This is a genomic window from Anoxybacillus gonensis, from assembly GCF_001187595.1.
Classification (GTDB): domain Bacteria; phylum Bacillota; class Bacilli; order Bacillales; family Anoxybacillaceae; genus Anoxybacillus; species Anoxybacillus gonensis.
In genome coordinates, this window is sequence record NZ_CP012152.1 from 417,179 (window position 1) to 444,055 (window position 26,877).

Here is a 26,877-nt window from a genome sequence, read left to right on the forward strand (position 1 = left end):
CGTTAAAAACGATAAAACAAAAAAAGCCGGGATCTCTCCCGACAGTCCACCTCAATTATACCATATGGAGGGATTCCGGTGAGTAAAAGAGCGCAAGAATTGCAGATTGATATAGATAACATGACCGTTTCGCATCCCGTTGTGCCAGGGAAGGTGCTTGTGATTGTCATCGACGGTGTGCAAGGAAAAGCGAAAGTAGCGGAAGCGGTTGAGCATGGATATACGATCATTGAAACGGCGAAAGGCAAGACGGCACGGATTAAGTATGAGGAAAGCGAGTTGTTTTGAGTGAAAATAGATGAATTGCCGTTTTAGGAGGGGGGGAATATGGTAATGAGAAAACATGGAGATAAGGTTGAAGTTAGTTTAAATATTCAACTTCCTGTTAATGTGTGTAGTAAATGTCACGCAGAATTCATTTTATTTTATGTATCTTCTAATGAGGTGTGGGAGCAATTAGCGAATGGATTCGGAATACTTCATTGCCCTTACTGTGGAGAAAAAATGGAGTGGGAAAAGTGAGATTGCATAAAATGACGAAATATCAGTTGACTGAAAAGTATAGTAGAGTATGGATTTCTCCATCAAAAGAAGATTTGTAGCATGAGGTGATAGTTTGATTACATTGCCACCAATTTCAGAAGATGATGTTTCTGGGGTGCACGCAGTAAATGGCCGTATGAGGATGACTTACCGTTTTAATACTTATTCGACACATAAAGCGATATAGGGGTGAAAAAACAATGAGTAAATTTATTGTCACTGGTGGTCAGATTTCATACGAACTGTTAAATAACAAATTGCCTGCAATGGAGTATGAGATTGCAAAGATTCATATATGGCTAAGCATGCTGAACAAAGGGCAAAAACCTAAACGATGGAATAAACCCAATAAAAATGGAACAAAAGTAACGTTTGAAGTCATTCAATCTCAAGCAGATTATAATAAAGGTTTAACGGAATTAGAAGATTATATCGATCAAGTAAATCAACAGTTTGAGTTAGACCTAAAATTAAATCGTTAATGTCGCATTTCGAAGATTTTATGAAACAGGAGGAAACCTGAATGGAACATGATTTAAAAGTGTTAAGACAGTATTATGACAAGGTGCTAATCAACGAATATTATTCAACACCAGAAATTGATCCAGACATCGCAAACAAAATTGTCGGCGGCCTGATTTTATACATGAACATCGCTGAAAAACAACAAGCAAAGATTGAGAAATACGAGAATGCACTAAAAGAAGTGATTCAAGCCGTTTATGACGCAAAGCGATTCACACAAGAATTCAACGATATGGTTGGTTTCGATTTCTTTGAGTGAGGTGACAAGAAATGAATCAATTACAAAAAGTGTTTACCTATAGCGGTAATCAAGTACGAACAATTATAAAAGATGATGAAGTTTGGTTTGTGGCAAAAGATGTTTGCGATATACTGAACCATTCCAATCATAAAATGGCGGTATCTAGGCTTGATGAAGATGAGGTAAATAAAGTTTACCTCATCGATTCGCTAGGGCGTCAACAACAGACAACGGTTGTAAACGAAGCAGGATTATATTCTTTGATACTTACAAGTAACAAGCCAGAAGCGCGTCAATTTAAACGATGGATTACGCACGAGGTTATTCCGACCATACGGAAAACAGGCGGCTATGTAGCGAATGACGACTTATTCGTAGAAACGTATCTGAAGCATGCAGATGAGCAAACGAAACTATTATTCCGCGCTACACTAGAAACGGTTAGGAAACAAAATGAGCAAATTGCCATTATGCAACCAAAAGCCGACTATTTTGACGCGCTTGTCGATCGTCGTTTGTTAACAAACTTCCGTGACACAGCCAAAGAATTGAAAGTGAGGCCAAAAGCTTTTGTTGATTGGCTCATTGATAAGAAATATATTTATCGCGATCAGAAGGGAAAATTAAAGCCTTACGCTCAATATGTGCCATCACTATTTGAGTTGAAGGAATGGGAGCGAAATGGACGAGCTGATGTGCAAACGCTCGTTACACCGAAAGGAAGAGAAACATTTAGAATATTACTACAAAAAGCTGTAGTATAAGGTATAATATGGGTAAGTAAGTGAATATGTCCAAGACCGAGAGCGTGAGGACACCGATTATGCAGAGTAGCATGGCTATCTCTGTATGATTGGTGTCCTCTTTTGTTTTATTAGAAAAATGAGAGGGAGAGGAACAATGCGAACAATCCAGCAAGAGTTGAAAAAATGGATGAAAGTCAATAAAGTTCAGCAACGCCAAAATAAACGCAAGAAAGCGCGGAAAAAGAAAAGAGATAAGGAGCGGCTGACGGAGCGAGAGATTAAGGAGCTAATGGGCGCCTATCGTCCGATTTATCGACGCGGCAAGGGTGGCGCATTTCGCCAACGATAATCACTATTTCGGAGGTTTAGAAGATGGAATTTATGCTACCTGAAATCGACAGAAAAGCGACGAAAAAAGCAGTTGAAGCGGCGCTTGAAAAATATCGCATTTTCCTACTGACATTGAAACTAGACCAGCTGCCAAAGGTGACTCAACATTACTCGCTCGTTCCTGCAAAAACAAATCAGTTCCATTCCTCAACCGAAGAAATAGCTGTCAGAAATGCTGATTACGAGCGGGAGCGGGCGGTATACATTCAGCGCATCGTTGAGGCTGTGAATCGCCTCGATTACTGGGAGCGAGCAGTCATTATTCGGCGATATATGAACGAGGAAGAGGTATTTGATTATGCCGTTTACAACGAGTTAGGAATGAGCCACAGAAACTACTATCGTTTGAAGTCAAGGGCATTTTACAAGTTAGCATTTGCCCTCGAAATCGAGGTATATCGAAAAAGAAGGAGGGACGAGCAATGAATTTTGTTCAACCGATTCGTGATCCAGAAAAGATTGCGGCAATGAAAAAGTATTTGCTACAAAGAAGCAAGCGGAATTACATCCTGTTTATCATCGGAATTAATACGGGGTTGCGCATATCGGACATATTGCAGTTAAAGAAGGAAGATTTGCTACAGACGCATTTAAAGCTACGGGAGAAGAAAACACGTAAAGAGAAGCGGATTCGGATTCCGCCAGCGATACGAAAGGAACTGATCGAGTATGCAAAAACACTCCAAGACGGCGAATATGCCTTTCGAAGTCGGCAAGGCGGCAATCGTCCCATCGATCGTTCAACAGCGTATCGCATTCTTCGTGGGGCGGCCGAATATGTGTCGCTGGATGAGGTGGGCACGCATACGCTTAGAAAGACGTTCGGCTATCACTTCTATCAGCAAACGAAAGACGTTGCCATGCTTCAAGAACTGTTTAACCATTCGAGTCCACATATCACCTTAAAGTATATCGGCGTCAACCAAGACGCTATGGACAAGGCGATGATGAAATACAAGATATGATTTTTCTTTTTTTGGCTATTAGCACAACATAAAAAATCATGGTGTGCACTCGTTTTGGAAAATGGTTTGAAGCTAGAAATATCAAGGGGTTCATGAAAAGGGCGAGTGCATCAGTCTGTAAATTGAAGTGAACTCATTGGAGGGAAAGCGAGTGTTAGTCGAAGAAGCGAAAAAGCGAATCGAATATTTGCAAGAATACATTCGGATGATCGAAAGCTACACACCGACGACCATGGAAGAAGAAGCGGTGTATTTGTATGTGCAGCTGGAGAGTGTTACGAAAGTGGTGCAGGAACTAAACAAAAAAGGCTATCGGATCGGTAACCGGAAGCTAACGACGGTGGACGTATCTAATATCATTCGCGCCAAACCAAAAGATGAGATGCACGAGCTGGCCAAGCGGATGTTTACGAAGAACAGGAAGCGGGGGAGTCGGTATTGGTAAGCGAATGATGGCACAATCGTGGCACAATTTTGGCACAAAGATGGCACAACGTTTTCGTTTAAAGGTGTTATGATGATAACGTGAAAGACTTTGGTTGAAGCGGGCCGCCACTTCATTTGAGGTGGCGGTTATTATTTATGTCGAGATTTGACGAACGAATTGTGTAGGAAGATGCCTCCTTTTGCCGAATGGAGTAGGTGGAAGGAGGGAGAAGTAATGAGTGAAAAGCCATTTGAAGGTATTAAAAGTATTGAAGTTCCGAAAATTAAACTAGATTTGCCATACATTGAACCTCGAGTGCAAAGCACAATCATAAGCATTAAAGAAATTGAAAAAGCTTTTAAAAAAAAGCAGGAAAAAGAGGAGGAATATAAAAAAGATTTATTGCAAACACTTAAAAATATTGAGGCTAATACGGTGGGGTTAAGTGAGATAGTACCGTTACTTTCTAAAAGTAATGAAAGTCAAGAGAAAATAGCTGAATTATTAAAAGAGTCACTAGACATTGCGGCTTCAAAAAGCAAAGAAGAGGCAGAGAACAAATGGCGAGCAATAATGAATAAGGCAAATCAACTAACAACAGATGTAGAAACTATCCAAAAAATACACGGTTTTGCAAACACAATATTAAGTTTATTTCAGAATTTATCTAATTAACAGAAAAGCATCCAACGAGGTGCTTTTTTCTTTTGCCCTTGTAGTGGATAGCACATCAGGCTTCTATCCTGAGAGTCCGGGTTCGAGTCCTGGCAAGGGCGCTGAAAAGCCAAAATAGCTGTGGATAACTCGCGGTTCCTTCTGTGGATAACTTTGGGTGCGGGTCGTGCGAGCCCCGAAAAACGGCTAGCGACAGGGCAAAAAAGTGCATTTCCGTTTCCGTTTTTGGCCATATAAACTAACTCCATTGAAAGGTGGTGAAACCCTTGTCAGATAAGGATTTGAAGGGAAAAACGGTTGTCGTTTCAACAGCTGAAATTTCGGAAATTCTTGGTTTAAGTGACCGACGAATTCGGCAACTCGAAAAAGAGGATGCTTTGGTTAAAATCAACCGAGGTAAATATGACTTAAAAGCATCCGTTCAGAGATACATAGAGTATATCAAGGCGCAAGCTGAGAAAACCGAAGAGGAGCTCGACCTGACGAAAGAGAAAACCCTTCTAACAAGGGCGAATCGCCAGAAGGTGGAGTTAGAGTTACAGATTATGCGGGGGGAACTACATCGCTCTGAAGATGTTCGTCGTGTAATGAATAATATGTTAGGAGCTTTTCGGGCTCGGGTATTAGCCATCCCCAGTAAAACTGCACCTCAACTACTTTCGCAAACGGATCTGGCGGTTGTGCAAGATATTATCAAGAAAGAGGTGTATGAGGCCCTTCAGGAGCTGTCCGAATATGATCCTCACGTATTTTATGCGCAAAGCAAAGATAAATTAGCAATCGATACGGAGGAAGAAAATAACGAAGAGGCAGATGAGGAGATAGCGGAAAAGGAGCCGCAGCGCAATGGCCGCAAAAAGAAAAATAAATGATACAGAATCCTTATTTAAAGATATTGCGCAAGTTGTTGCTCCTCCGCCGGAATTGACAGTATCTGAATGGGCTGACTTATACAGAAGGTTATCTTCTGAATCATCGGCTGAACCAGGACAATGGCGAACAGATCGAGCTCCTTACCAACGAGAAATTATGGATGCGGTCAATGATCCAGCAGTGGAAACTGTTGTCGTCATGACGAGTGCGCAAGTAGGAAAAACGGAGATTATTCTAAATATCATTGGGTATCACATCGATTATGACCCGGCTCCGATTATGGTTATGCAGCCAACTTTACAAATGGCTCAAGCGTTCTCGAAGGATCGTTTAGCTCCTATGCTTCGTGATTCACCAGCCTTACAAGGAAAGGTTGCTGATGCACGAAGTCGAGACAGTGGTAATACCATGCTCCACAAGACCTTTCCAGGTGGTCATATCACAATGGTTGGAGCCAATTCTCCTTCTGGATTGGCAAGTAGACCAATAAGAATTCTTCTTGCAGACGAGGTTGACCGTTTTCCTGCAAGTGCTGGTGCTGAAGGTGATCCACTAACACTTGCAGAAAAACGAACGACAACCTTCTGGAATCGCAAAAAAATTTATGTGAGTACACCGACAATCAAAGGGATAAGCCGCATTGAAGCGGCTTTTTTAAATAGCACTCAGGAAGAGTGGTGCTTACCTTGTCCGACTTGCGGAAAACATCAGCCTCTGACCTGGGCACAAATTCGCTTTGAAGATGTCACAATGGAGTGTATTCATTGTGGTGCTCGTCACGGCGAATTTGAGTGGAAATCCGGTCAAGGGAAATGGATGGCTAAAAAACAAAATATAAAAGTTCGAGGATTTCACTTAAACGAGTTAGCAAGCCCTTGGAAACGATGGTCTACAATCATTGAGGAGTTTAAAGAAGCAAAGGCAGGAGGACCAGAAAGGTTAAAGGCGTGGGTCAATACGACTCTTGGAGAAACATGGGAAGAGCAAGGAGATGGAATAGAATCCGATCAGCTTTCTAATCGCCGTGAAAGATATAACTGCGAAGTTCCAGATGGTGTATTACTCCTTACAGCTGGCGTCGATGTTCAGGATGATAGACTTGAAATAGAGGTTGTCGGCTGGGGTATTGGCAAGGAATCATGGGGAATCGAATATCGCACTATTTATGGTGATCCTGGACAACCAGCAGTATGGCAACAATTAGATGAGTATTTGAGTAGAACATGGAAATATGCAGATGGTGTTGGAATCGGAATAGCTTGTACATGCATTGACTCTGGAGGGCATTTCACAACAGAAGTTTATGATTTTTGTAAACCGCGTGAGCATCGAAGAATTTTTGCGATTAAGGGACAAGGCGGTGAAGGAGTTCCTATTGTCAGTCGTGCTAGTAGGACGAATCGAAGACGTGTGCCTCTATTTACTATCGGAGTTGATGCTGGGAAAGAACTGATTTTATCGAGATTAAAAGTGCAATTTCCTGGTGAAGCGGGATATTGCCATTTTCCGATCGAACCAGAAAAGGGATATGATCAAAAATACTTTGATGGATTGACATCAGAAAAAAGGGTTATTCGATATCACAAAGGGCGTCCAAGATTCGAGTGGGTGAAGCGTCCTGGAACACGAAATGAACCTCTCGACTGTCGTAACTATGCGACAGCTGCTCTTGAAATTCTGAACCCGAATTTAGAATTGCTTGCTAAATCACAGAGACGGGACTACTTTAAACAAAACGCTCCAATGACTGGTGCGCCACGTAGACGTCGGTTAATCAGCCGCGGAGTCAGTCTTTGATAGGAAGGAGGAAAAATGATGGGAGCATGGACATTAGAAGAGGCGAAACAACACCTAAAAGCCTGGATGGATGCTGAATTAGCTGTCTCAACTGGTCAAAGGTACCGAATCGGATCGAGAGAGCTTACTCGAGCCGATCTTTCGGAGATTGCTAAACGGATTCAATTCTGGAGCAATGAAGTAGCACGACTCGAAAAAGGGAGGGGAAGCGGTGCACGTGTCTTACGAGTCGTACCGCGTGATTTATGATGCAAAAAATTATCGATAAAGTAGTTGAAACTATTTCTCCTGAGCGTGCTGTTCGACGTGAAGCAGCTAGAAGAACATTAAGAGTACTTAATTCCGGATACTCCAATCATGGTGCAAGTCGAACTAAAAAGTCTCTAATTGGATGGAACTATAAAGGTGGAAGTCCAGATGATGACATAACAGACAATCTAGATGTGCTACGACAACGATCTCGAGATTTGTATATGGGAGGTCCTCTAGCTACAGGAGCATTAAAAACCTTTCGAAGTAATGTCGTTGGATCTGGGTTGCGATTGAAAGCACAAATTGACGCTGATTTTTTAGGAATGAGTGATGAAGAAGCAGACGAATGGGAGAGAAACGTAGAAAGAGAGTTCCAACTATGGGCGCAGGATTGCGATGCTGGAAGAATGTTAGATTTTTATGAAATGCAAGCCCTTGTTTTTCTCTCCATGCTTATGTCAGGTGATGTTTTCTGTACTCTACCTATGATTGAGCGAAAAGGTAATCCGTACGCTCTAAAAATCGCTTTAATTGAAGCAGATCGTGTTTGTAACCCACCTGTAGTGAAGAATTCAAATATCAGAGGCGGTATTGAGGTGGATCAATACGGGGCACCTGTAGCCTACTATATTGCTCAAAAACATCCATTAGATCGTGAAAGTATGCAAAATAAGTGGGTTAAAATACCGGCTTTTGGAGAAAAAACAGGGCGACGAAACGTCCTTCATATCATGGAATTCGAGCGACCAGGGCAACGAAGAGGCGTTCCTATTCTAGCGCCGGTTATCGAGTCTCTTAAACAACTAACCAGATATAGCGAAGCAGAGCTTATGGCTGCAGTCGTCAGCGGGATGTTTACGGTTTTTATCACTTCTAAAACACCTGAAACACCAGTTGGCGAAGTCGTTCCAATTCAGCAACAAGTGGACACCGAAGACCAAAATAGTTATGAACTTGGAAATGGGGCTATTATTGCGCTTGGAGAGGGTGAAGATATCAAAGAGGCTAATCCAGCACGTCCAAATACTGCATTCGATAGTTTTGTTATGTCTATGACACGGCAAATCGGTTCAGCGTTAGAAATTCCATACGAGGTGCTTATTAAGCATTTTACTGCTTCGTATTCTGCTAGCAGAGCGGCGCTACTTGAAGCATGGAAGACATTCCGTATGCGTCGTTCGTGGCTTGTGTCGAAATTTTGTCAACCAATCTATAATGAATTTTTATATGAAGCGGTTGCCAGAGGGCGAATTAAAGCTCCCGGCTTTTTTGATGACCCCGTTATTCGCTTGGCATATTCAAATGCTGAATGGTATGGACCATCCCAAGGACAGATTGATCCTCTAAAAGAGGCAAATGCAGCTAAAATACGTGTGCAAGAAGGCTTTTCTACACGAGCACGAGAAGCATCGGAATTAACAGGAGCAGATTTTGAGATGATGGTCCGCCAAAGAGCGAAAGAAGAAAAAATGATGAGAGAAGGAGGAGTGTTGAACAATGGGTCAGAAAAATAAGAAATTCTGGGAATTTCGAGCATCGACATCAAAGAATAGCGCGGAACTTTTGTTATATGGTCCGATTAGCGAAGAAAGCTGGTGGGGAGATGAAGTCACTCCTAAACAATTTGCAGATGAACTTAAAGCTTTAGGGGACATTTCAGAGTTAACTGTTCGAATTAATAGTGGTGGAGGCGATGTATTTGCAGGACAAGCTATTCATAGCTTGTTAAAAAGCCATAAAGCGAAAGTAATAGTATATGTCGATGGTTTAGCAGCAAGTATTGCTTCGGTTATCGCCATGGCGGGGGATACTGTGATTATGCCACGAAATGCCATGATGATGATTCATAATCCATGGACAATTGGATGGGGGAACGCAACAGATTTTCGTAAGCTGGCCGATGACCTAGACAAAATACGAGAGTCGATTATCGCTGCTTATCAAGAAAAATCAGGAATAGAACGCGAACAGCTTATTGAGTTGTTAGATGCAGAAACATGGTTAACAGCAGATGAAGCACTGGAATACGGATTAATCGATGAAGTAGATGAAAGAAAATCAATCGCAGCTTCCACGAAAGGAGGTTTTTTAGTTATGAATGGTCTCCAATTTGATGTACGAGCATTTAAAAACGTACCGCAAATTCAGTCTACAGCTACAACTACAAAATCACGAAAGGAGGTGAATTCTCCAATGACGTTAACGGTAGAAGCTTTAGCTCAACAATATCCTGATATTTATAATGCAGTCAAAAAAGCAGGGTATGATGAAGGTGTAAAAGCGGAACGTGATCGTTTCAAATCGTTACAAGAGCTTGAAGCGCCAGGATGTGAAGAAATCTTAAATAAAGCTCGTTATGAAACGGGCGAAACGGCTGAACAAGTCGCTATTCAGATTGTAAATGTTTTAAAATCATTCCGAGCAAATCCTTTAACAGCTGTTATTCAAGATGCTGCACCTTTGGGCGAAGTGGATACATCTTCTGTTTTTGACCAAACTGGTACTCAAGATGAAGAAGAAAAACAAAAGGTTATTAATTCGATTGTGAAAGCAGCCAATACGAAGAGAGGTGTTGAATAATGAGTGAAATTTATGTTCCAGACAATCTTTTTTCTGGTCATATCATGCCTAAAGTTGATGACTCTCTGACTGTAGCTTCTGGTCAAGGAGTTTTAGCACGAGGAACACTTTTAGGTTTAGTGACAGCAACAGGGAAAGCGAAAGTCGTTTCTAAAGCAGCTAACGACGGAAGTGAAAAAGTGTATGCGGTTCTTGCTGAAAACATCGACACAACAAACGGTGATGTATTAGCACCTGTTTATTTGACAGGAGAATTTAATGAAAATGCTTTAACAGTAGCCGAGGGTGACACTGTAGCAGAACATAAAGCATCTGCACGCGCCGTCGGTATTTTTATTAAGTCTACTTTGAGTGTGTGAGGAGGTAAGAGATTATGCCTATCGATTTATTCAGTACTCGTACTATGTTAGAAGCGGTTCGTCAGATGAAACCGCCTAAAACATTTTTGAAAGATACATTTTTCAACAACCAAAGAACATTCGATACAGAATATGTAGATGTTGATATCATAAAAGGAAAACGACGTATGGCACCATTTGTGCACCCTCGTCGATCAGGTAAAGTTGTAGAACGTGAAGGATATCGCACAAATACGTATAAAGCGCCATTAATCAATCCAAAAATGCCGACAACAGCAGAACATCTTCAAAAACGTCTTGCCGGCGAGCCACTTTATTCTGGTGTTTCTCCAGATGAGCGAGCGGCTGAGCAATTAGGAAAAGATCTGGCTGAACTTGATGATATGATTACTCGTCGTGAAGAATGGATGTGTGCCCAAGCCTTATTCACGGGGCAAATTCATGTAAAAGGTGATGGCGTAGATGAAGTAATTGACTTTAACTTAACTAATAAAGAAGCTCTCTTATCCGGAGCTAAATGGAATGAAGGTACATCCAATCCGTTAGCCGATTTAAAACGTTGGCGTTTACATGTGATTAAAGCATCTGGTATTACTCCAGATATCGCGATTTTCTCAAGTGAAGTAGTAGACGCATTCTTGTGGAATGAACAAGTGCAAAAAATGCTAGACCTTCGCTTAGTTGAAACAGGGCAAATCGATCCACAAACACTACCAAATGGAGTCACTTATATCGGACGCATCGCTGAACTTGGTTTAAATATCTACTCGTATGACGAGTGGTACATTGACGATGATGGCACAGAAAAACCAATGGTGCCTGAAAAAACGGTTACCATCGCAAGTTCACGTGCTCGTTTTGATATGGTGTACGGTGCATATATCGACATGGAATTGGGAACGATGGATTTACCTCGTATTCCTCGTTCTTGGGTTGAAAAGGACCCTTCAACTCGTTGGGTGCAATTGATTTCACGTCCATTACCTGTTCCGCAGCATGTTGACAGCATCTATGTAGCGACAGTGCTGTAAGGGAGTGTTTGTTATGTACCGAGCAATCTGGAGAATCAAACACAATAACAAGATTTATGAGCCCGGTGATATTTTAACCGGGCTTTCTGATGCACAAATAAAAGAACTTCTCTCTATGAAAGCTATAGAAGTTCAACCTTCCTTTAATGAGTCAGAAATACAGTTAGAAGAAGTAAAGATTGAAAATGGATTAACCGATGAATTCGCAGCATTTTTAAACACCTTACAAGCCATGAAACGCCCTGAATTATTAGCTTATGCGAGAAAAGTCAATGTCGAAGTAGACTTGAAAATGAAAAACACAGAAATCTGTGATTTACTCCTCAATGATGCAAAAGAAAAAGGCGTTGATATCGAATCGCTGGATGATCAGTCCCTTAAAGTTTTTGCTGCAGAGTTAGGTTGCGATGTTTCAGGAGAAATGAATCGTGATCAGTTGATTGTAGCTATTGATGCAAAACTCGAGGAAGGTAACAATGAGTAATTTAAAATTCTACATGAATAACGATTTATCGACGTTCTTTAACGATGATGAGTTTGCCGAATACCACGACATTGATGGCCAACAGGTGTTGGCTATCATTGAATCCGATCGATTTAATGAGCGTCCAAAGGATCCAGCGGAGCTTTATCATTTGACTAATGGTATTTATCGATCATCGATTACGATATATGTTAAATCTGCTGACTATGATAAACCAGTAATTGGTCAGAGAATTAGCGTTGATGAAGAAGATTACTATGTTTCTGCGGTTTCCGAAGAAGCTGGATTGCTCAAGATTATTGCTACAGCAAATGAAGCGTAGGTGAAATAAATGATTGAATTGAGCATTGAACATATGGAACGCTTGGAACAAGCTCTGCAAGAAACACCTGAAAAAATTCCTCGCGCGGCTGCACGAGCCATTAATCGCGCAGCTTACACTGCGCGAACAGAAGCAGCAAGAAAAGCAAGGGAAATTTACCGCATTAAACATTCTGATGTCATTAAGACCATAAGAATCTACGGTGCCGATGAAAGGGATTTGTCTGCTACTGTAATTTCTCGCGGCCATACTATCCCTTTGTATCGATTTAAAGTTACTCCAAAGAGTGTTCAGCCAAAACGAAAAAAACCAATCTATGCTTCTGTAAAAAAAGGTCAAGGTGGACCGATAAAAAGCGCATTTGTTGCCAGAATGAAAAACGGTTACATTGGTGTGTTTAAGCGTGTTGGTAAACTTAGACTGCCTATCGAAGGACTTTATGGTCCATCCGTTCCACAAATGATCGGAAGTGATAATGTGTCAAGATGGGTAGAAGAAAAAGCACTAGAGACTTTAGATAAACGGATTGAGCATGAAATTGAACAAGCTGTGAGGGATTTATAATGGAATATATCATGACGAATATCGGTTTAGTAGATGCTCTTAAGGAACGAATTGAATCGATTGTAAGAGAATTCTCTTTATCGTGTAATGTGGAAGGAAAACAAAAAGCTCCGCAAGTGGCTACTCAATATCTTCCTGAGAAGAAAAGAAAGGAAGAACAAGATGTACCCGATTTTCCACATGTAATTGTTCGCTTTATCGAGGAAAAGTCACAAAATGGACAGGATGTTGTGGAGGTTCATATAATCGCAGGTACTTATGGTTATGATCCACAAACTTGCTGGAAAGATGTTATGAATGTACTAAACCGAATTAAATTGGAGCTGCGTAAACAACCATTGATTGGTCCTTTCGAACTCATTCAAGACAGTTATCGAACAGTTTTACCAGAGGAACAGCCATTTCCTGAGTGGATAGCCTATTCAGTTGCTCAATTTATTGTTCCGCGAATTCAAAACGAAGGAGGAATCCCATATGTCTACTGAAGCAGAAGGAAAGAAATCGAAAAAAGCGCCTATTGCTCAAAAAAAGAGCGAGGCACTTATTTATTGCGGTCCAAGTTTACCGGGTGGAATGTTAAATAAATACACTGTGTATCAAAACGGATTACCGGCTCATTTGGAAGAACAGTTGAAAGAATGTCCTTCTATCAAGCGTTTATTTGTTCCTGTGTCCATTTTTCCAGAAGTAGAAATGAAAATAGCAACAGCAGGATCAGCCGAGAATGTTTGGTACCAGGAAATTTTATCGTATATCCAAGGAAAGAGGGTGTAATAAATGACTTATAAACATGGTGTTCATGTCTCCGAAGTTCCAACTTCCGTTGTTCCTCCTGTGCAGACTACGGCAGGTTTACCAGTCGTCGTAGGAACAGCACCTATCCATTTAGCAAGTTCAAGGGAGTATGTGAACAAGCCGTTTTTAGCTTACTCTTACTCAGAAGCGGTAAAGAACTTGGGCTACTCTTCGAATTGGAAGAACTATTCATTATGCGAGTTTATGAAGTCGCATTTCCGGCTTTTTAACGTTTCTCCTGTTGTTTTTATTAATGTATTGGATCCAGAAAGACATAAAAAGGACGTTACAAATGTTGAAATCAACAGTGACGCTACGAAAGTATTCAAGGTTGAGCAGGACGGGGTTCTTCTTGATACGTTAAAGGTCTATTTGACAGCAGGCGGCGAAGAACTGAAACAAAATGTGGATTATACCGCCGCGTTTGATTCGAACGGAAACGTAGTGATTTCTCCTATTTCTGGCGGACAAATAAGCCCTTCTCAAACATCATTATTTGTGTCGTACACTCACTTAGACCCATCTATGGTTACAAGCACAGACATCATCGGTGGGGTTGATGCGGTCACAGGAAAAGTTACAGGACTTGAATTGATCAATCGGGTTTTCCCTATGTTTCGATTAGTTCCAGGTCTTATCCTAGCGCCTGGTTGGAGCAGTGATCCGGTAGTTGCAGCTGTAATGAAAGCGAAAACCTACAATATTAATGGTTTATTTAAAGCAATGGCATTAACGGATTTAGATTGTAAAGAAAATGGAGCAGATTTATATTCTGAAGCCCCTTCGTGGAAGGATAACAACAACTACAATGATCCTAATACGTTGGTCTTTTGGCCAAAAGTTCGATTAGGAGAAGAAGTTTATCATTTATCCACTCAAGCAGCTGGTGTTATTTGCAAAACAGATGCCGAAAATGATGACATTCCATATGTCAGCCCATCCAATAAAAACCTTCAAACAAATGGCATTCTTGTGGATGATGGAGAAGAGGTAATTTTAGGACCTGAACAAGCAGCCTATTTAAACGGTCAAGGGATTGTTACGGCTCTAAATTTCATCGGAGGTTGGAAACTATGGGGAAATAGGACATCAGCTTATCCTTCAGTAACTGATGTGAAAGATTCCTTCATTCCTGTTCGCCGAATGTTTAACTGGATAACAAATACTGTGATTCTAACCTATTGGAAAAATGTAGATAATCCAACAAATCGAAGATTAATAGATGCTGTAGTTGATGGCTTGAACATTTGGTTGAATGGACTAACTACACGGGGAGCATTACTTGGTGGACGCGTTGCATTTCATCAAGAAGAGAACCCTACAACGGATTTATTAAACGGAATTGTTCGCTTTCATATTTACATTGCTGCACCGACTCCAGCGGAAGATATTGATTTTGTAGTAGAGTTCGATGTGAACTACTTAAATACTTTATTTGAATAGGAGGGGAATATATGACGGTTAATGTTGTCCCTGAGAAATTAAATGATTTTCGGGTGTATGTAGATGGTTCAAGTGATTTAAAAGGGATTGCTGATTTAACGCTTCCTTCTTTTGAACAGATGACAGAAAGTATAAATGGTGCAGGTATAGCGGGGGAATATGAATCTCCTAATATTGGACATTTCCAAAGTATGAAATTGATATTAAATTGGCGTGTTCTTAATAACGATCTATCTACCTTTCTTGCGCCAATTGCACGAAAAATTGATTGTCGAGGAGCTAATCAAGAGTATGATGCGGCTACCGGAAAATACTCTTTTCCATCTGTCCGAGTTTTAGTTCAAGGGGTTCCGACAAAAGTGGAGCCTGGAAAAATGGAAAAAGGAAGTCCATATGAGGCTTCAACAGAAATCGAGGTTACCTATATCAAAATCGAAATCGATAGCAAAACGGTAGTGGAATTAGACAAGCTCAACTATAAATACGTGGTGAACGGTGTTGATTATTTAGAAGAAGTCAGAAAAGCTTTAGGATTATAAAGTATAAGAGGTGATTACAAGTGCCTAATGTTAAATTAAGCAAACCTATTACAATTGATGGTCAATTAATCGAATCCATAGACTTGAATTTTGACAATCTAACAGGGAAAGATATTTTAGCCATTGACAAAGAGTTACGTGCTAGAAATAGTCAATTTAGTGTATATGACATTGAATCACAAGTACTTGTAGTTTCAAAGGTATCCGGTATCATCCCGGATGATTTAGAAAAACTACACGCACCAGATTTTTTAGATATCACTAGCAGGGTAACACTTTTTTTACTCAATTTGGACTCCAAGGAGCAAGCGGAATCAGAAAAGTAGCACTGCAAATGGCAAGTGCTTTTTTTACGCCTGTGGATTTTTGGATTGAATTAACCTTGGTCGAACTAGATCAATGGATTAAAGATGCACCTAAAGATTCTAAGGAAGGAGCGAAATAAAATATGGCTAGAAAGCAATTCGAAGTAGTTTTTGGCATTGCTGGAAGAGTTGCGAGCTCCTTCCGTTCTTCTTTTGGAACGGCTGCATCACAAGTAGAGCGATTAAAAAACAAAGCCACGGAATTAAAAAGTTCTTTAAGAAGTTTGGAAGAACGGTATAAGAACGGAGCGATTTCCGTTGACCAATATCGGAATGCCCAAGCACGTCTAGCAGAACAATTAAATAGGGTTAAAACGGCACAAGACCGTCTAGCGCAATCACAAAGGCAATATAGGGAACTACAATCAAGTCTTGCAGACACTCGTTCGCAAGCTGTAGATACTGTAGCACTATCTACCCCGTTGGTACTTGCCACAAAAGCAGCAATGGATTTTGAGCAATCCATGCTTGGAGTGGCAAAACAAGTGGAGGGGGCACGTGATAGCTCCGGTAAACTGACCAAAGTCTACTATGACATGCGGGAAGAAATCTTTAAAATGGGGCGAGAAATGGGCGTTCCAAATGCGGAGCTTGCTCAACTAATGGCTTTTTCAGCAAAGATGGGTGTACCGAGAGAGGAACTAGTTCTTTTTACAAAAGAAGTAGCTAAGCTTGGAGAAGCATTTGAAATGGCCCCAGAAGAGATTGGAACTTCGATGGGGAAACTAGCCAATATCTTTAAAATACCTTACAAGGAAATCGGAGAGCTCGGAGATGTCATTAACTATTTAGATGATAAGACACTAGCGAGTGGACGTGGCATTATTGACGTCATGATGCGCGCCGGTGGCCAAGCAAAAGATGTTCATTTAACCGAGAAACAATTAGCAGCCTTAGCGAGTACGTTTTTATCATTGGGTAAATCAGAAGAAGTTGCTGGTACAGCTGCCGTAGCGCTCATGCGTGAACTTGCATTAGCCGAAGAACAACCAGAACGATATAGTAAAGCTTTAAAAAAATTAGGCTTAACTACAAAACAAGTTACTAAAGGAATGGCTAAGGATGCGCAAGGTACTATTCTTGATGTATTAGATCGAATCAACAAACTTAGTCCAGAGGAAAAAACAGCTGTAACCGTAGGGATTTTCGGGAAAGAGTACGGCGATGACATTGCAACGCTAGCCAATGGGATAAAGGAATATAGAAAACAGTTAAAGCTTGTTAATGATGAAGCGGCAAAAGGCTCTTCTGACCGTGAATTTAATGCAAGGAATAAAACTTCATATGCAGAGCTTCAAAAGTTAAAGAATACAGCTAATGAATTTGCTGTAAACGTAGGTGATACAGTCCTCCCAACCTTAAATGATATGTTTAAGGTTCTTTCTGACTTATCGAAAAGTGCTGCAGAATTTGCTAAAGAGCATCCTAACGTAACAAAAGTTCTTGTCGGTTCTGCCGCAGGACTTCTTGCAATAAGAATGGGATGGCTTGGAGTGAAGTTTGCCATAGATAGTGTAAAGCTATCAGTAGCCGGAGTAACAAAATTTGCAAATAAACTAAAAGGAAACTCTGCGGCTTTTAATGCGCAAAAAGCGATAAAAGCGACTAAAGGGAATAATCCTGTAGCTGGGGGAGCTACTCCTAATACAAAGGTGTCTAAAGCGCCAGTAGTCTCTAAAACACCGGCACAAAATCTTGCAAAGGGCGGTATCACCTCAAAAATCCCTAAACTTGATAACGTAGGTAAGGCATCCAAAGTATTAGGTACGGCAGGTAAGGTGCTAAACAGAGCAGCTTTGCCATTAACTGTTGCTGCTGAAGCTTATAACATTTATAAAGCTAAAGATAAGATGAAAGCAACCGTTCAAGCGGGAACAGGGATCGCTGGTGGTTTAGGTGGAGCTAAACTCGGAGCTGCTATTGGTACTGCTATCGCTCCTGGTATCGGAACGGCTGTAGGTGGAGTACTTGGTGGTTTAGTAGGATACGCTGCAGGGCGTTGGTTAGGCGGGAAAGGCGTGGATGCGGTACGTAGCTCTAATACCGCAAAAGCGGCGGCACAAGCCAACATTAACAGTCCTAACATTAATACAACAGCTATATCTAAAGCCACACAGGCAATGGTTTCTAATATTAATCTAGCTTCTCGAAATTTCTCACTGCTTACCCAATATTCTGGCATGGCAAGCGGCCAGATAGCAGGGACGTCACTTGAATTGTCTAATAATATTAAGAAAGCATCCGGAAATTTTTCTCTTTTAGCTATGTATACAGGACAAGCAAGTGGATGGGTGGCCTCGCTTAGCGGTATTCAGACGGCTGGCCAACGCGTAATAGCAGCCTTGAACAATCTGGAAGAAAGAATCAATAGTATCCAATTGCCAGGACCAAAAAGTAAAAGGGTGAGTTTTAATGGCTAAAACTTATGTTACTGTTCAAGGTGATACCTGGGATAAAATCGCATATGAAACATTAGGGAGCGAGTATTTGCTCCCTCTTTTATTGGATGCGAATAAACAATATAGACATATCATTATCTTTCCAGGGGGAATAACATTAAATATCCCAGAAGTCGATACCTCGATTGTCACAGAAAGGCCCGAATGGTTAGGCGAGGATGAGGACTTATGATCGACAGCAGACGCACCTTTTTAGATGTTACTTATAACAAACAGAACATTACTGCTGAATTGGCGGAGCACTTAATAGACTGGACGTATACTGATAACTTAAGCGGAGAGATTGACGACCTTCAGATCGTCCTAGAAGACGTGGAACATAAGTGGCTTAGCGACTGGTTTCCCACAAAAGGCTCTCTTTTAGAAGCGGTTATTTATAAGAAATATTGGAAAGAGCAAACGGTAAAAACGAAGATTGGCAAATTTGAAGTCGATGAGATTGATGCTAGCGGCGATCCCTCACAGGTAACAATCAAAGCTTTATCGGTTCCAGAGTCATCGTCAATACGTGGTGAAGAAAAATCTAGAGCGTGGGAAAATACAACTCTTAAGGTTGTCGCTGGTGATATTGCAAAACAGAACAATCTAAAGCTTTATTATCAAGCGAGTGAAAATCCCAAAAAAGAACGGTATGAGCAGGAAAGTGAAACCGATTTGATGTTTTTATATCGCTTGTGCAAAGATGAAGGCCTTTGCTTAAAGCTTTCGAATCATGCGATTGTTATTTTGGATGAAGCTGATTATGAGCAAAAGCCCCCGGTCGCAACAATCAATAGGGTAAGCAAAGAGGATGACGAGATTCAAGTTAAGAAATGGTCAGCACGAACCACACTAAGTGGCACTTATAAAGCGTGCCGTGTGCAGTATCATGACTCTATTAAAAAGAAAACCATTAAAGCTACTTTCACGCCGCCGAAAGCTCTAAAGGTTGGAAGGACGTTGGTCGTTAAAGAAGAAGTGAAATCTGTTGCGGAAGCACAGCGTTTGGCAAAGAAAAAATTGAGAGAAGCAAATAAAGAAGCAACTACGGTAAATTTAACCGTTACGTCTGAAAAACATTTGGACGCAGGAATGACGGTAGATTTGAAGGGCTTCGGCAAATTCGATGGGAAATATATTATTACACAAGTCGTTCATTCTTCGTCTACCGTTGAATTAGCATTGCGAAGATGCTTGGAGGGCTATTGATGTATGAGAAAACAGGAATTGTCACATCGATTTATCCCGATAGATGTACTGCAAGGGTCAAATTCGAGGATTCAGACGATCTAATTTCTGCTGAACTGCAGATAGTCGTCAGGGGTTCACTAAAAAACAAAGACTATTGGATGCCCAAAGTCGGCGAGCATGTCTTTTGCATTTTCACCAAACAGAAAAAAGGCTATATTTTGGGGTCTCTATACTCTGAAGAAACTCCTCCACCTGTTACGGATGAAAGTAAACGTTATATGGAATTTGAGGATGGCACTACTATCGAATACGATACACACACACACACTTTATCCATCCAATGCACAGGTACCATCAATATAGAAGCGACTGGAAATGTTAATGTTAAAGGTGATGTCATTGCCGATGGAATTTCATTAAAAAATCATACACATATGGGTGTACATGGTGAAACCTCTCCGCCAATTGGAGGTGGTTAATGTTGGCGAAAATCGGTAGCTTTGGAGATATCGTTTTTGAAGTTTCAGAGAAAAAAACACAGACATTCACAGACTTTAAACGCAGCGGTTCTGCTAAATGGAATGACCATGAAATAATTGGCCACAAACCAAAATCTGAATTTATTGGTCCTGGGCTTGAAGAAATTAGTTTTACCATTCTCCTAAAAGCCGAACTCGGAATCAATCCTTCTGAACAATTAGAGAAGTTAAGAAACATGAGGGATTCTGGCAAGGTTGCTCCTTTTATTCTTGGTGGAAAGCCAATTTCTCAAAATTATTGGTCAATCCAGCAGTTGAACGAGTCAAATAAAACAGTAGATAACAAAGGTAATATTCTTGTAGTCGAAGTTGAAGTTAATTTAAAGGAGTACGTCGTAAAGAAAAAAAAGGCTACAAAGAAAACAGTTACGTCTGCTGAAAAAAAGGTTACTTCAAACACCAAAAAAACATTAGGGAAAATCACCATCACTGTTAAATCTGTTCATATAAGAAGCGGTCCTTCCACATCAGCTAAAGTAATCGGCTATGCATATAAAGGAGATACTTTAACGGTTTACTCCGAAAATAATGGCTGGTATTCATTAGGGCAAGGAAAATATATAACTGCCAACCCGAAATATTCTACGCTTAAGAAAGGGTGAGACAGGTGCAATATGAGGTGACTACACTTAATGAGATTGATTTCGGAGCAACCGGTGTTAAAGAAGTATTGCAAAATGTGGCTTTCATCCTTTCTACTGTAGCCTATAGTTGCCCAATGGATCGTAGTTTCGGATGGATTCCTGATTTAGATTCTCCTATTAATTTAGCAAAAGCTACAAATGCGGCTAGAATCATTCAAGCAATCCAGGAGAATGAACCAAGAGCCATTGTAGAAGAAGTAAGATTTGAAGTTGATGGTTTAAACGGGAAGTTAAACCCAATCGTAAGGGTGAGAATAGATGAATCGATTTAATTTGCCGGATATAAATTTTTTAGAAAAGTCACCTGAAGACATTGAACGAGATATCCTTTTTCATATAGAGGAAAAGACGGGCATTAAGCTGTCTAATGCTGATCCTCGCCGAAAATTCATACAGGGGCTTGTTCTATATATAGTCCAAGAACGTAATAATTTGGATTATGCTTTAAAGCAAAATTTACTGGCTTATGCTGAAGATGAATTTTTAGACCATAAGGGTGAAGAGGTTGGTACACCACGATTAGGTGATAAAGCAGCCGTAACGACAATGGAATTTATATTAGAGGAAGGACGTGTTGACGTTTTGGTTATTCCAAAAGGAACACGCTTTTTAGTTGGAGAAAATACTTTCTTTTCTACAGACGAAACTGTCGTCGTTCCTGTCGGGCAACACTCTATTCAGGTTCCAGCAACTTGTTTAGAAACTGGAGAAGTAGGTAATGGCTATCTACCTGGAGAAATTACCAACCTTGTTGACCCTATTCCATGGGTGAAAGAGGTAAGAAACATCACAGTAAGCAGTGGTGGAGTAGAGGTAGAGGAAGATGATCCATATGCGGAACGAATTCGGATTGCTCCAGAGTCTTTTTCAGTCGCAGGTCCAGAAGGTGCTTATGAGTATTGGGCAAAAACAGCGAGTCAGCAAATAGTCGATGTGGTTGTATTAAATCCTTCTGATGGAACAGTTGATATCCGTGTTCTTTTGCAGGACGGAGAGCTTCCTTCACAAGAGCTTTTAGATGAAGTTCTAGCTGTTTGTTCTGATAAAAAAGTAAGACCATTAACAGATAAAGTGACTGTCAATGCACCAGAAGTTGTCTTTTATGATGTAGACGTTCAATATTGGATTTTACAATCGAATGCTAGTGTTTTAAGTACTATCCAAGAAAAGATCAATCAAGCATTTCAAGATTATTTGAAATGGCAAAAAGAAAAAATGGGTCGCGATGTTGATTTATCCGAACTTATAACGCGATTGAAAAGTGCAGGAGCCTACCGAGTTATTGTCAATTCACCAATGTATCAAGAAATCGAAAAGCACCAGGTTGCAAAAGAGAATGTGGTCAATTTTTCATTTGGAGGTTTAACAGATGAATAGTTTACAAGATTATTCAATTGTTGACCTTCTTCCCGAAAGTTTAAAAAAGGATCCTTTCATCGTTGCTTTAGGTGAGGCGGTAGAAAAAGAGCTCAAAGAGGCATATCGGGAAGCTGAGTCTTTGTCCAATTTTTATGACGTAGATAAGCTTCCGGAACCACTTTTGGATTACTTAGCCTATCAGAAGCATGTTGATTTTTATGAACCTGATTTGACAATTGAACAAAAGAGAGAGCTTGTTAAGCGTTCAAACTTCTTTCATCGTCAAAAAGGAACTCCTGCGGCTGTAGAGGAGTTAATCATCACGCTATTCGGAGAAGGTAAAGTGGTGGAGTGGTTCGAGTATGAAGGGCAGCCCTATCGATTCAAGGTTGTAACTAATAATCGTTCCGTTACTCAAGAAAAGGCAGAGCAATTCTTACAGGCGCTTAATGCGGTAAAAAATGTACGCTCGGTTTTAGAAAGAATTGAGCTCACACAAGCAGAAGAAATGAATTTATATTTTGCTGGAGTAGTACACGTAGGCGACAATCTAACAATTAGGCAGGTGTTCTAAAATGAGCGCATTTGGCGGATTAATAATGACAAATAGAGGTAGGATATTACAAACCAAAGCGCAAACAGGAGTGCAGTTAACGTTTACACGAATTGCATTAGGAGATGGTAGCCTTAGCGGTCAGTCGATCCTAGAATTAAATCAACTCATAAATGAGAAAAAGTCCGTATCTATTACAAAATTAAAAACACAACCGGATGGAAAGGCAGTAGTTGGTGCTGTTTTATCAAATCAGGACATAACAACTGGCTTTTATTGGCGAGAAATTGGAGTTTTTGCTCAAGATCCTGATATAGGTGAGATTCTATACTGCTACGGTAATGCTGGATCCGCCGCGGAGTATATCCCTGCTGGCGGTGGTTCAGACATCATCGAGAAAAACATAGATATTATCACTATTGTAGGTAACGCATCAAATGTCTCAGCTACTATCAATCAGAGTCTTGTCTTTGAAACGCCGGAAGGAGCTCAAGAGAAAGTAGACGCACATGCTAATGACACTACAAAACACATTACAGAGGCAGAGCGTATCGCTTGGAATAGTAAAGCGGATCAAAACCACACCCATGCTTTTTCTGATATCACTGGTAAACCTACTACATTAGCGGGATACGGTATTACGGATGCAGTTTCATCCTCTGATGTAGTATCTACACCTACTGCAAACAAGATATTAAAACTCGATGCTAATGCAAAACTCCCTGCTTCTATCACTGGCAACGCCGATGGAAACGCCGCAACAGCATCGAAATTGCAAACAGCTAGAACAATTTCACTATCAGGTGACGCAACAGGCTCGACGTCTTTTGACGGTTCAGCAAATGCAGCTATTTCAGTAACATTAGCGAATAGTGGAGTAACTTCGGGAACTTATACTAAGGTTACAGTTGATTCAAAGGGCCGAGTGACAGCTGGACAATCATTGTCTGCTTCTGATATTCCAAACTTAGATTGGTCAAAAATTACAAGCGGAAAACCAACGACATTGGCGGGTTATGGAATTACAGATGCGATACCAGCAAGCCAAAAAGGCGCGGCAAACGGGGTAGCGTCATTAGACAGCGGTGCAAAAGTACCTACTTCACAACTTCCTAGTGCAAGCACAAGCGCGGCTGGAATAGTTCAATTGAACAATACCACAAATAGTACGAGCACGACACAAGCCGCAACGGCGAACGCGGTAAAACAAGCATATGACAAAGCTACACAGGCGGAGACAAATGCCAAATCATACACAGACCAACAGCTTGCTGCACATTTGGCTGATAATGTGAAGCACATAACGGCAGAAGAAAGAGCGGTTTGGAATAGCGCAGAAGCAAACGCAAAAGCCTACACCGATTCCGCGCCGGAAGCGATGCAACGAAATTTAGAGAGATTTAGCAAATACAAGAGCGGAAAAGACAGCAACGGGATTTATACAACAGTTGAATATAAGCGAGCTGACGGTACGCTATTTGCGAGGTCTGTATTAAGTGGCGGAACAAGCCCTCAATATACAACACGTACCATCACTTATTACGATACAGATGGGACAACAGTTATTGATACTGTAACATACAACCTAATTTATGATACTGATGGAAATTTGAAAGATGAGGTGTTGGCATGATTGATATAAGGGATCATGGAGGCGTTTTTGGCGGCAATTCTAAAAAAGTTTTATCAATTGAGAAGGTTGCCACTTACAACTCTGCACATTCTATATACAACAATAGGATTTTATATAAGAATGGAGTTATTTATGGTATTAGCAATGCCGGAGAATTTAGTCGCATACAATTAGACACCAATACAAAAATAACAAAAGCAATCAACCCCATCACCGACTATTTAATGGATGGAGACAATATATTTGTTTTATCAAAAGGAGCTTATCTTTATAAACTTGACCTTAATCTAGGTACAATTTTACAAGTAGCTTTTGGCAACTCCGATGGTTTAGCTCTCGGTAATGATTACTTGTATGCTATAGAGGTAACAAACAAGAAAATCCATAAGATTGATAAATCTACATTAAGTATATTAAATACTGTTTCTATACAGGATATGCCAACTCCTTTGTCAGCTGGTAATGTGTGGTTTATTGTAGATGAAATTCAAGGAATTGCCGCGTATTTATGTAACTCTACTACTATTGTTATTGTAAGACTATCAGACGGTACAAGATTAGCCCCATTTACCGTGAATTATGTACCTGTAGGTCTGTTCTTCACTAGGGTAGATGGAGATTTACTTCTCAATGTAATTACACAAGACGGTAGTACTTACACGGCTTTTCTTTATCGTTATAAGATGTCTGATTATTCAACTGTGTTAGGTGCTACAACGTTTGATAGTCGAGGAATGTCTTCCACTATGTATGGAACATATAGACTATTCGGTGAGACATTTTTATCAATCGACCATGGCGCTCCAATTATCATATATCCGGGAAAATCAACATTAACATACACAAGAGCAAGAAGTTCATCACCGGCATTAGCATATCAAATCGCTACCGATGGAACACAAATCGTAACAAATTCTTACCCTACAACTAGACATTTATATGAATTGAAATGGAGGTAATGTTAAGATGATATTCGTTAAATATCAAAAAGAAAGCGATACAAGAGCTTTTGTTACAATGATTCATTCAAAACCGGAAGACATAGGGATTAATACAGAAGAAGACGCTATTGCTAAAGGTGGTATTCTACTAACAGATGTGCCTGAACCGGATATTATGCAAGGAAAAACGGCTAAAGCATACGTTAATCCACAAACTAAAGAATTTTGGTATGAGTACGTTGACCGTCCACTAACACCAGAAGAAAAATTACAACTACTAGAACAAGAAAACCAAGACTTAAAAAATCGAATTGAATTAATGCAACAAGTGCTAGACGATTTATTGTTAGGAGGTATGTGAAATGGCGGCATATTTAGCGCAAAGAATTATCGATGGGGCTTACACATACGATTTCGTCATCAGCCGGCGACCAGATTTAAAAGAAGGCATTGACGCTTATTTGCGAGCAAAAGGTCGAGAAGATTTAATTACGCAATAGGACGATAATGCGACATAAACAAGCGCCATGAAGGCGTATTTTTTTATGATTAAAGAAAGAGAGGAGAACCAATGAAGCATAATACAAACACACTATACACCATAATCACAGGCGGTAGCGCATCAGCTATCGCCTATTTAATTGGTGGAGTCGATCACCTCGTAATTGCATTAGGAATTATGATGGCGGTGGACTACATTTCGGGTCTGATGGTTGCTGTCGGAACAAAAGAAGTGTCATCCAAAATAGCGTTTAGAGGGTTAATGAAAAAAATGGCCATGATTTTAGCTGTCATCGTGGCAAACCAACTGGACGCGGTGACAGGCAGCGGTGATTTTATGCGGAACACGATGATTATGTTTTTAATCGGTAATGAAGGCATCAGTTTTATTGAAAATCTCGGTCGTTTGGGTGTATCTATTCCAGGACAAGTTTCGAAGGTTTTTGCTCAGTTGAAAAGTGAAAGTCAAAAAGGAGATGATAAACAATGAGCGTATGGACAGAAAAGTTCGTTCGAGTAAACAAGTATTCACGTCCGGGGCTAAAATTGAAAGGTGTAAAAAAACTCGTCTTGCATTGGACAACCAATCCCGGTGCAGCGGCAGCCAATCATTTTACGTATTTCGATCGCACCATCGTTCAAGCACAACGATATGCGTCGGCTCACATTTTCGTAGACAAGAACGAAGCAATCAACATCATTCCTCTCGATGAAGTGGCATACCATGCCAATGACGGCACGTATCGGGGTGTTCCAGAGCTGAAGCCAAATGCAAACTTCTTGTCTATCGGTGTGGAAATGTGCGTGGAGAAAGATGGTACATTCCATCCTAACACAATCGCTCGCACAGAAGATGTATTTGTGGAGCTATGCAAAAAATACAAACTCGACCCGATCAAAGATATCGTGCGTCACTATGATGTCACGCATAAAAATTGTCCTGCGCCGTGGGTTAAAAATAGACAAGCATTTGAAGATTTCAAAAAACGTGTGAAATTGAAGATGAACGCAGGTGATGTGTATGTTGTACAAAAAGGCGACACGCTTTCTAGGATCGCTAAGAAGTATAATGCAACAGTAGATGAGCTACAGAAATTGAACGGAATCAGCAATCCAAACTTGATTCGGGTTGGACAAAAGTTGCGTGTGAAATGACCCTGCC

The 26,877-nt window shown here is 40.6% G+C and carries 39 protein-coding genes and 1 tRNA gene; all 40 read left to right on the forward strand.

All coding sequences use genetic code 11. The features are described 5' to 3' along the window. Window positions 1-78 precede the first annotated feature (78 nt). Window positions 79-288 carry an XtrA/YqaO family protein gene (locus AFK25_RS02310; RefSeq protein WP_035064598.1) on the forward strand — a complete coding sequence of 70 codons (210 nt, stop codon included), beginning with the start codon at window positions 79-81 and terminating at the stop codon, window positions 286-288. A gap of 39 nt (window positions 289-327) precedes the next feature. Continuing rightward, entirely contained in the window at window positions 328-522 is a 195-nt protein-coding gene (locus tag AFK25_RS02315) for a hypothetical protein (protein ID WP_035064601.1), read from the forward strand. Window positions 523-743: 221 nt separating this feature from the next. Next, window positions 744-1,025, forward strand: coding sequence for a hypothetical protein (locus tag AFK25_RS02320; protein ID WP_035064604.1), 282 nt, complete (start codon window positions 744-746; stop codon window positions 1,023-1,025). Between the two features lie 41 nt (window positions 1,026-1,066). Further along, window positions 1,067-1,327 (forward strand): hypothetical protein, encoded by a 261-nt coding sequence (locus tag AFK25_RS02325; protein WP_049720853.1) that lies wholly within the window; start codon window positions 1,067-1,069, stop codon window positions 1,325-1,327. A gap of 11 nt (window positions 1,328-1,338) precedes the next feature. Beyond that, window positions 1,339-2,073 carry a BRO family protein gene (locus tag AFK25_RS02330; protein WP_035064606.1) on the forward strand — a complete coding sequence of 245 codons (735 nt, stop codon included), beginning with the start codon at window positions 1,339-1,341 and terminating at the stop codon, window positions 2,071-2,073. A 136-nt stretch (window positions 2,074-2,209) separates the two neighbouring features. Further along, window positions 2,210-2,404, forward strand: coding sequence for a hypothetical protein (locus AFK25_RS02335; RefSeq protein WP_035064609.1), 195 nt, complete (start codon window positions 2,210-2,212; stop codon window positions 2,402-2,404). A gap of 23 nt (window positions 2,405-2,427) precedes the next feature. Further along, window positions 2,428-2,871 carry an ArpU family phage packaging/lysis transcriptional regulator gene (locus AFK25_RS02340; RefSeq protein ID WP_035064612.1) on the forward strand — a complete coding sequence of 148 codons (444 nt, stop codon included), beginning with the start codon at window positions 2,428-2,430 and terminating at the stop codon, window positions 2,869-2,871. After that, on the forward strand, window positions 2,868-3,410 hold the full coding sequence (locus tag AFK25_RS02345; protein ID WP_035064614.1) for a site-specific integrase: 543 nt from the start codon (window positions 2,868-2,870) through the stop codon (window positions 3,408-3,410). Before AFK25_RS02340 ends, AFK25_RS02345 begins: the two co-directional genes overlap by 4 nt. A gap of 151 nt (window positions 3,411-3,561) precedes the next feature. Then, on the forward strand, window positions 3,562-3,855 hold the full coding sequence (locus AFK25_RS02350) for a hypothetical protein (protein WP_035064616.1): 294 nt from the start codon (window positions 3,562-3,564) through the stop codon (window positions 3,853-3,855). Window positions 3,856-4,071: 216 nt separating this feature from the next. After that, window positions 4,072-4,512 carry a hypothetical protein gene (locus tag AFK25_RS02355; RefSeq protein WP_035064619.1) on the forward strand — a complete coding sequence of 147 codons (441 nt, stop codon included), beginning with the start codon at window positions 4,072-4,074 and terminating at the stop codon, window positions 4,510-4,512. 34 nt (window positions 4,513-4,546) lie between these two features. Beyond that, window positions 4,547-4,613, forward strand: a tRNA-Arg gene (locus AFK25_RS02360). 165 nt (window positions 4,614-4,778) lie between these two features. Further along, window positions 4,779-5,384 (forward strand): hypothetical protein, encoded by a 606-nt coding sequence (locus AFK25_RS02365; protein WP_205626201.1) that lies wholly within the window; start codon window positions 4,779-4,781, stop codon window positions 5,382-5,384. Further along, window positions 5,359-7,182, forward strand: coding sequence for a phage terminase large subunit family protein (locus AFK25_RS02370; protein ID WP_035064622.1), 1,824 nt, complete (start codon window positions 5,359-5,361; stop codon window positions 7,180-7,182). The genes AFK25_RS02365 and AFK25_RS02370 overlap by 26 nt, the downstream gene beginning before the upstream one ends. A gap of 18 nt (window positions 7,183-7,200) precedes the next feature. Continuing rightward, window positions 7,201-7,431 carry a DUF6148 family protein gene (locus AFK25_RS02375; RefSeq protein WP_035064625.1) on the forward strand — a complete coding sequence of 77 codons (231 nt, stop codon included), beginning with the start codon at window positions 7,201-7,203 and terminating at the stop codon, window positions 7,429-7,431. Beyond that, complete coding sequence (locus AFK25_RS02380) at window positions 7,428-8,948, forward strand: phage portal protein (RefSeq protein ID WP_035064627.1); 1,521 nt, start codon at window positions 7,428-7,430, stop codon at window positions 8,946-8,948. Before AFK25_RS02375 ends, AFK25_RS02380 begins: the two co-directional genes overlap by 4 nt. Beyond that, complete coding sequence (locus tag AFK25_RS02385; protein ID WP_035064629.1) at window positions 8,932-10,014, forward strand: head maturation protease, ClpP-related; 1,083 nt, start codon at window positions 8,932-8,934, stop codon at window positions 10,012-10,014. Before AFK25_RS02380 ends, AFK25_RS02385 begins: the two co-directional genes overlap by 17 nt. Further along, window positions 10,014-10,373 (forward strand): head decoration protein, encoded by a 360-nt coding sequence (locus AFK25_RS02390; protein WP_035064631.1) that lies wholly within the window; start codon window positions 10,014-10,016, stop codon window positions 10,371-10,373. The genes AFK25_RS02385 and AFK25_RS02390 overlap by 1 nt, the downstream gene beginning before the upstream one ends. 44 nt (window positions 10,374-10,417) lie before the next feature. Further along, window positions 10,418-11,404 carry a major capsid protein gene (locus tag AFK25_RS02395; protein WP_476692359.1) on the forward strand — a complete coding sequence of 329 codons (987 nt, stop codon included), beginning with the start codon at window positions 10,418-10,420 and terminating at the stop codon, window positions 11,402-11,404. A gap of 13 nt (window positions 11,405-11,417) precedes the next feature. Continuing rightward, window positions 11,418-11,888, forward strand: a complete 471-nt coding sequence (locus AFK25_RS02400) for a hypothetical protein (protein ID WP_035064637.1) — start codon at window positions 11,418-11,420, stop codon at window positions 11,886-11,888. Next, the gene (locus AFK25_RS02405) at window positions 11,881-12,210 is read left to right on the forward strand and encodes a hypothetical protein (protein WP_035064640.1); all 330 of its coding nucleotides are present in this window, start codon (window positions 11,881-11,883) and stop codon (window positions 12,208-12,210) included. Before AFK25_RS02400 ends, AFK25_RS02405 begins: the two co-directional genes overlap by 8 nt. A 9-nt stretch (window positions 12,211-12,219) precedes the next feature. Then, a complete protein-coding gene (locus AFK25_RS02410) occupies window positions 12,220-12,774 on the forward strand; it encodes a phage tail protein (RefSeq protein ID WP_035064642.1) in 555 nt (184 codons plus the stop codon). Next, window positions 12,774-13,259 (forward strand): hypothetical protein, encoded by a 486-nt coding sequence (locus tag AFK25_RS02415; protein WP_035064644.1) that lies wholly within the window; start codon window positions 12,774-12,776, stop codon window positions 13,257-13,259. Before AFK25_RS02410 ends, AFK25_RS02415 begins: the two co-directional genes overlap by 1 nt. After that, complete coding sequence (locus AFK25_RS02420) at window positions 13,249-13,548, forward strand: hypothetical protein (protein WP_035064647.1); 300 nt, start codon at window positions 13,249-13,251, stop codon at window positions 13,546-13,548. The genes AFK25_RS02415 and AFK25_RS02420 overlap by 11 nt, the downstream gene beginning before the upstream one ends. Before the next feature lie 3 nt (window positions 13,549-13,551). Continuing rightward, window positions 13,552-15,012 (forward strand): phage tail sheath family protein, encoded by a 1,461-nt coding sequence (locus AFK25_RS02425; RefSeq protein WP_035064649.1) that lies wholly within the window; start codon window positions 13,552-13,554, stop codon window positions 15,010-15,012. A gap of 11 nt (window positions 15,013-15,023) precedes the next feature. Continuing rightward, on the forward strand, window positions 15,024-15,551 hold the full coding sequence (locus AFK25_RS02430; RefSeq protein WP_035064652.1) for a phage major tail tube protein: 528 nt from the start codon (window positions 15,024-15,026) through the stop codon (window positions 15,549-15,551). A 20-nt stretch (window positions 15,552-15,571) separates the two neighbouring features. Further along, on the forward strand, window positions 15,572-15,877 hold the full coding sequence (locus AFK25_RS02435) for a phage tail assembly protein (protein WP_035064655.1): 306 nt from the start codon (window positions 15,572-15,574) through the stop codon (window positions 15,875-15,877). A 122-nt stretch (window positions 15,878-15,999) separates the two neighbouring features. After that, window positions 16,000-18,336: a phage tail tape measure protein gene (locus AFK25_RS02440; RefSeq protein WP_049720854.1), complete on the forward strand. Its 2,337-nt coding sequence runs from the start codon at window positions 16,000-16,002 to the stop codon at window positions 18,334-18,336. Then, window positions 18,329-18,547, forward strand: a complete 219-nt coding sequence (locus AFK25_RS02445) for a tail protein X (RefSeq protein ID WP_035064658.1) — start codon at window positions 18,329-18,331, stop codon at window positions 18,545-18,547. Before AFK25_RS02440 ends, AFK25_RS02445 begins: the two co-directional genes overlap by 8 nt. Then, the gene (locus tag AFK25_RS02450; protein WP_049720855.1) at window positions 18,544-19,563 is read left to right on the forward strand and encodes a phage late control D family protein; all 1,020 of its coding nucleotides are present in this window, start codon (window positions 18,544-18,546) and stop codon (window positions 19,561-19,563) included. Before AFK25_RS02445 ends, AFK25_RS02450 begins: the two co-directional genes overlap by 4 nt. Beyond that, window positions 19,563-20,024, forward strand: a complete 462-nt coding sequence (locus AFK25_RS02455; protein ID WP_049720856.1) for a phage baseplate assembly protein V — start codon at window positions 19,563-19,565, stop codon at window positions 20,022-20,024. Before AFK25_RS02450 ends, AFK25_RS02455 begins: the two co-directional genes overlap by 1 nt. Then, complete coding sequence (locus AFK25_RS02460) at window positions 20,024-20,686, forward strand: phage tail protein (protein ID WP_049720857.1); 663 nt, start codon at window positions 20,024-20,026, stop codon at window positions 20,684-20,686. Before AFK25_RS02455 ends, AFK25_RS02460 begins: the two co-directional genes overlap by 1 nt. A gap of 5 nt (window positions 20,687-20,691) precedes the next feature. Beyond that, window positions 20,692-21,000 (forward strand): GPW/gp25 family protein, encoded by a 309-nt coding sequence (locus tag AFK25_RS02465; protein WP_035064663.1) that lies wholly within the window; start codon window positions 20,692-20,694, stop codon window positions 20,998-21,000. Then, window positions 20,987-22,105: a baseplate assembly protein gene (locus AFK25_RS02470; protein WP_035064666.1), complete on the forward strand. Its 1,119-nt coding sequence runs from the start codon at window positions 20,987-20,989 to the stop codon at window positions 22,103-22,105. Before AFK25_RS02465 ends, AFK25_RS02470 begins: the two co-directional genes overlap by 14 nt. Beyond that, window positions 22,098-22,661 carry a phage tail protein I gene (locus tag AFK25_RS02475; protein WP_035064669.1) on the forward strand — a complete coding sequence of 188 codons (564 nt, stop codon included), beginning with the start codon at window positions 22,098-22,100 and terminating at the stop codon, window positions 22,659-22,661. The genes AFK25_RS02470 and AFK25_RS02475 overlap by 8 nt, the downstream gene beginning before the upstream one ends. 1 nt (window position 22,662) lies before the next feature. After that, window positions 22,663-24,273 (forward strand): tail fiber protein, encoded by a 1,611-nt coding sequence (locus AFK25_RS15185; protein ID WP_240483381.1) that lies wholly within the window; start codon window positions 22,663-22,665, stop codon window positions 24,271-24,273. After that, window positions 24,270-25,232: a hypothetical protein gene (locus AFK25_RS02485; protein WP_035064671.1), complete on the forward strand. Its 963-nt coding sequence runs from the start codon at window positions 24,270-24,272 to the stop codon at window positions 25,230-25,232. Before AFK25_RS15185 ends, AFK25_RS02485 begins: the two co-directional genes overlap by 4 nt. 7 nt (window positions 25,233-25,239) lie before the next feature. After that, complete coding sequence (locus AFK25_RS02490) at window positions 25,240-25,575, forward strand: hypothetical protein (protein WP_035064673.1); 336 nt, start codon at window positions 25,240-25,242, stop codon at window positions 25,573-25,575. 1 nt (window position 25,576) lies between these two features. Next, window positions 25,577-25,714, forward strand: coding sequence for a hypothetical protein (locus tag AFK25_RS15045; RefSeq protein ID WP_165569756.1), 138 nt, complete (start codon window positions 25,577-25,579; stop codon window positions 25,712-25,714). A 71-nt stretch (window positions 25,715-25,785) separates the two neighbouring features. Beyond that, entirely contained in the window at window positions 25,786-26,205 is a 420-nt protein-coding gene (locus tag AFK25_RS02495) for a phage holin family protein (protein ID WP_035064675.1), read from the forward strand. Next, entirely contained in the window at window positions 26,202-26,870 is a 669-nt protein-coding gene (locus AFK25_RS02500) for an N-acetylmuramoyl-L-alanine amidase (RefSeq protein ID WP_035064677.1), read from the forward strand. Before AFK25_RS02495 ends, AFK25_RS02500 begins: the two co-directional genes overlap by 4 nt. The last annotated feature ends 7 nt before the right edge of the window (window positions 26,871-26,877 follow it).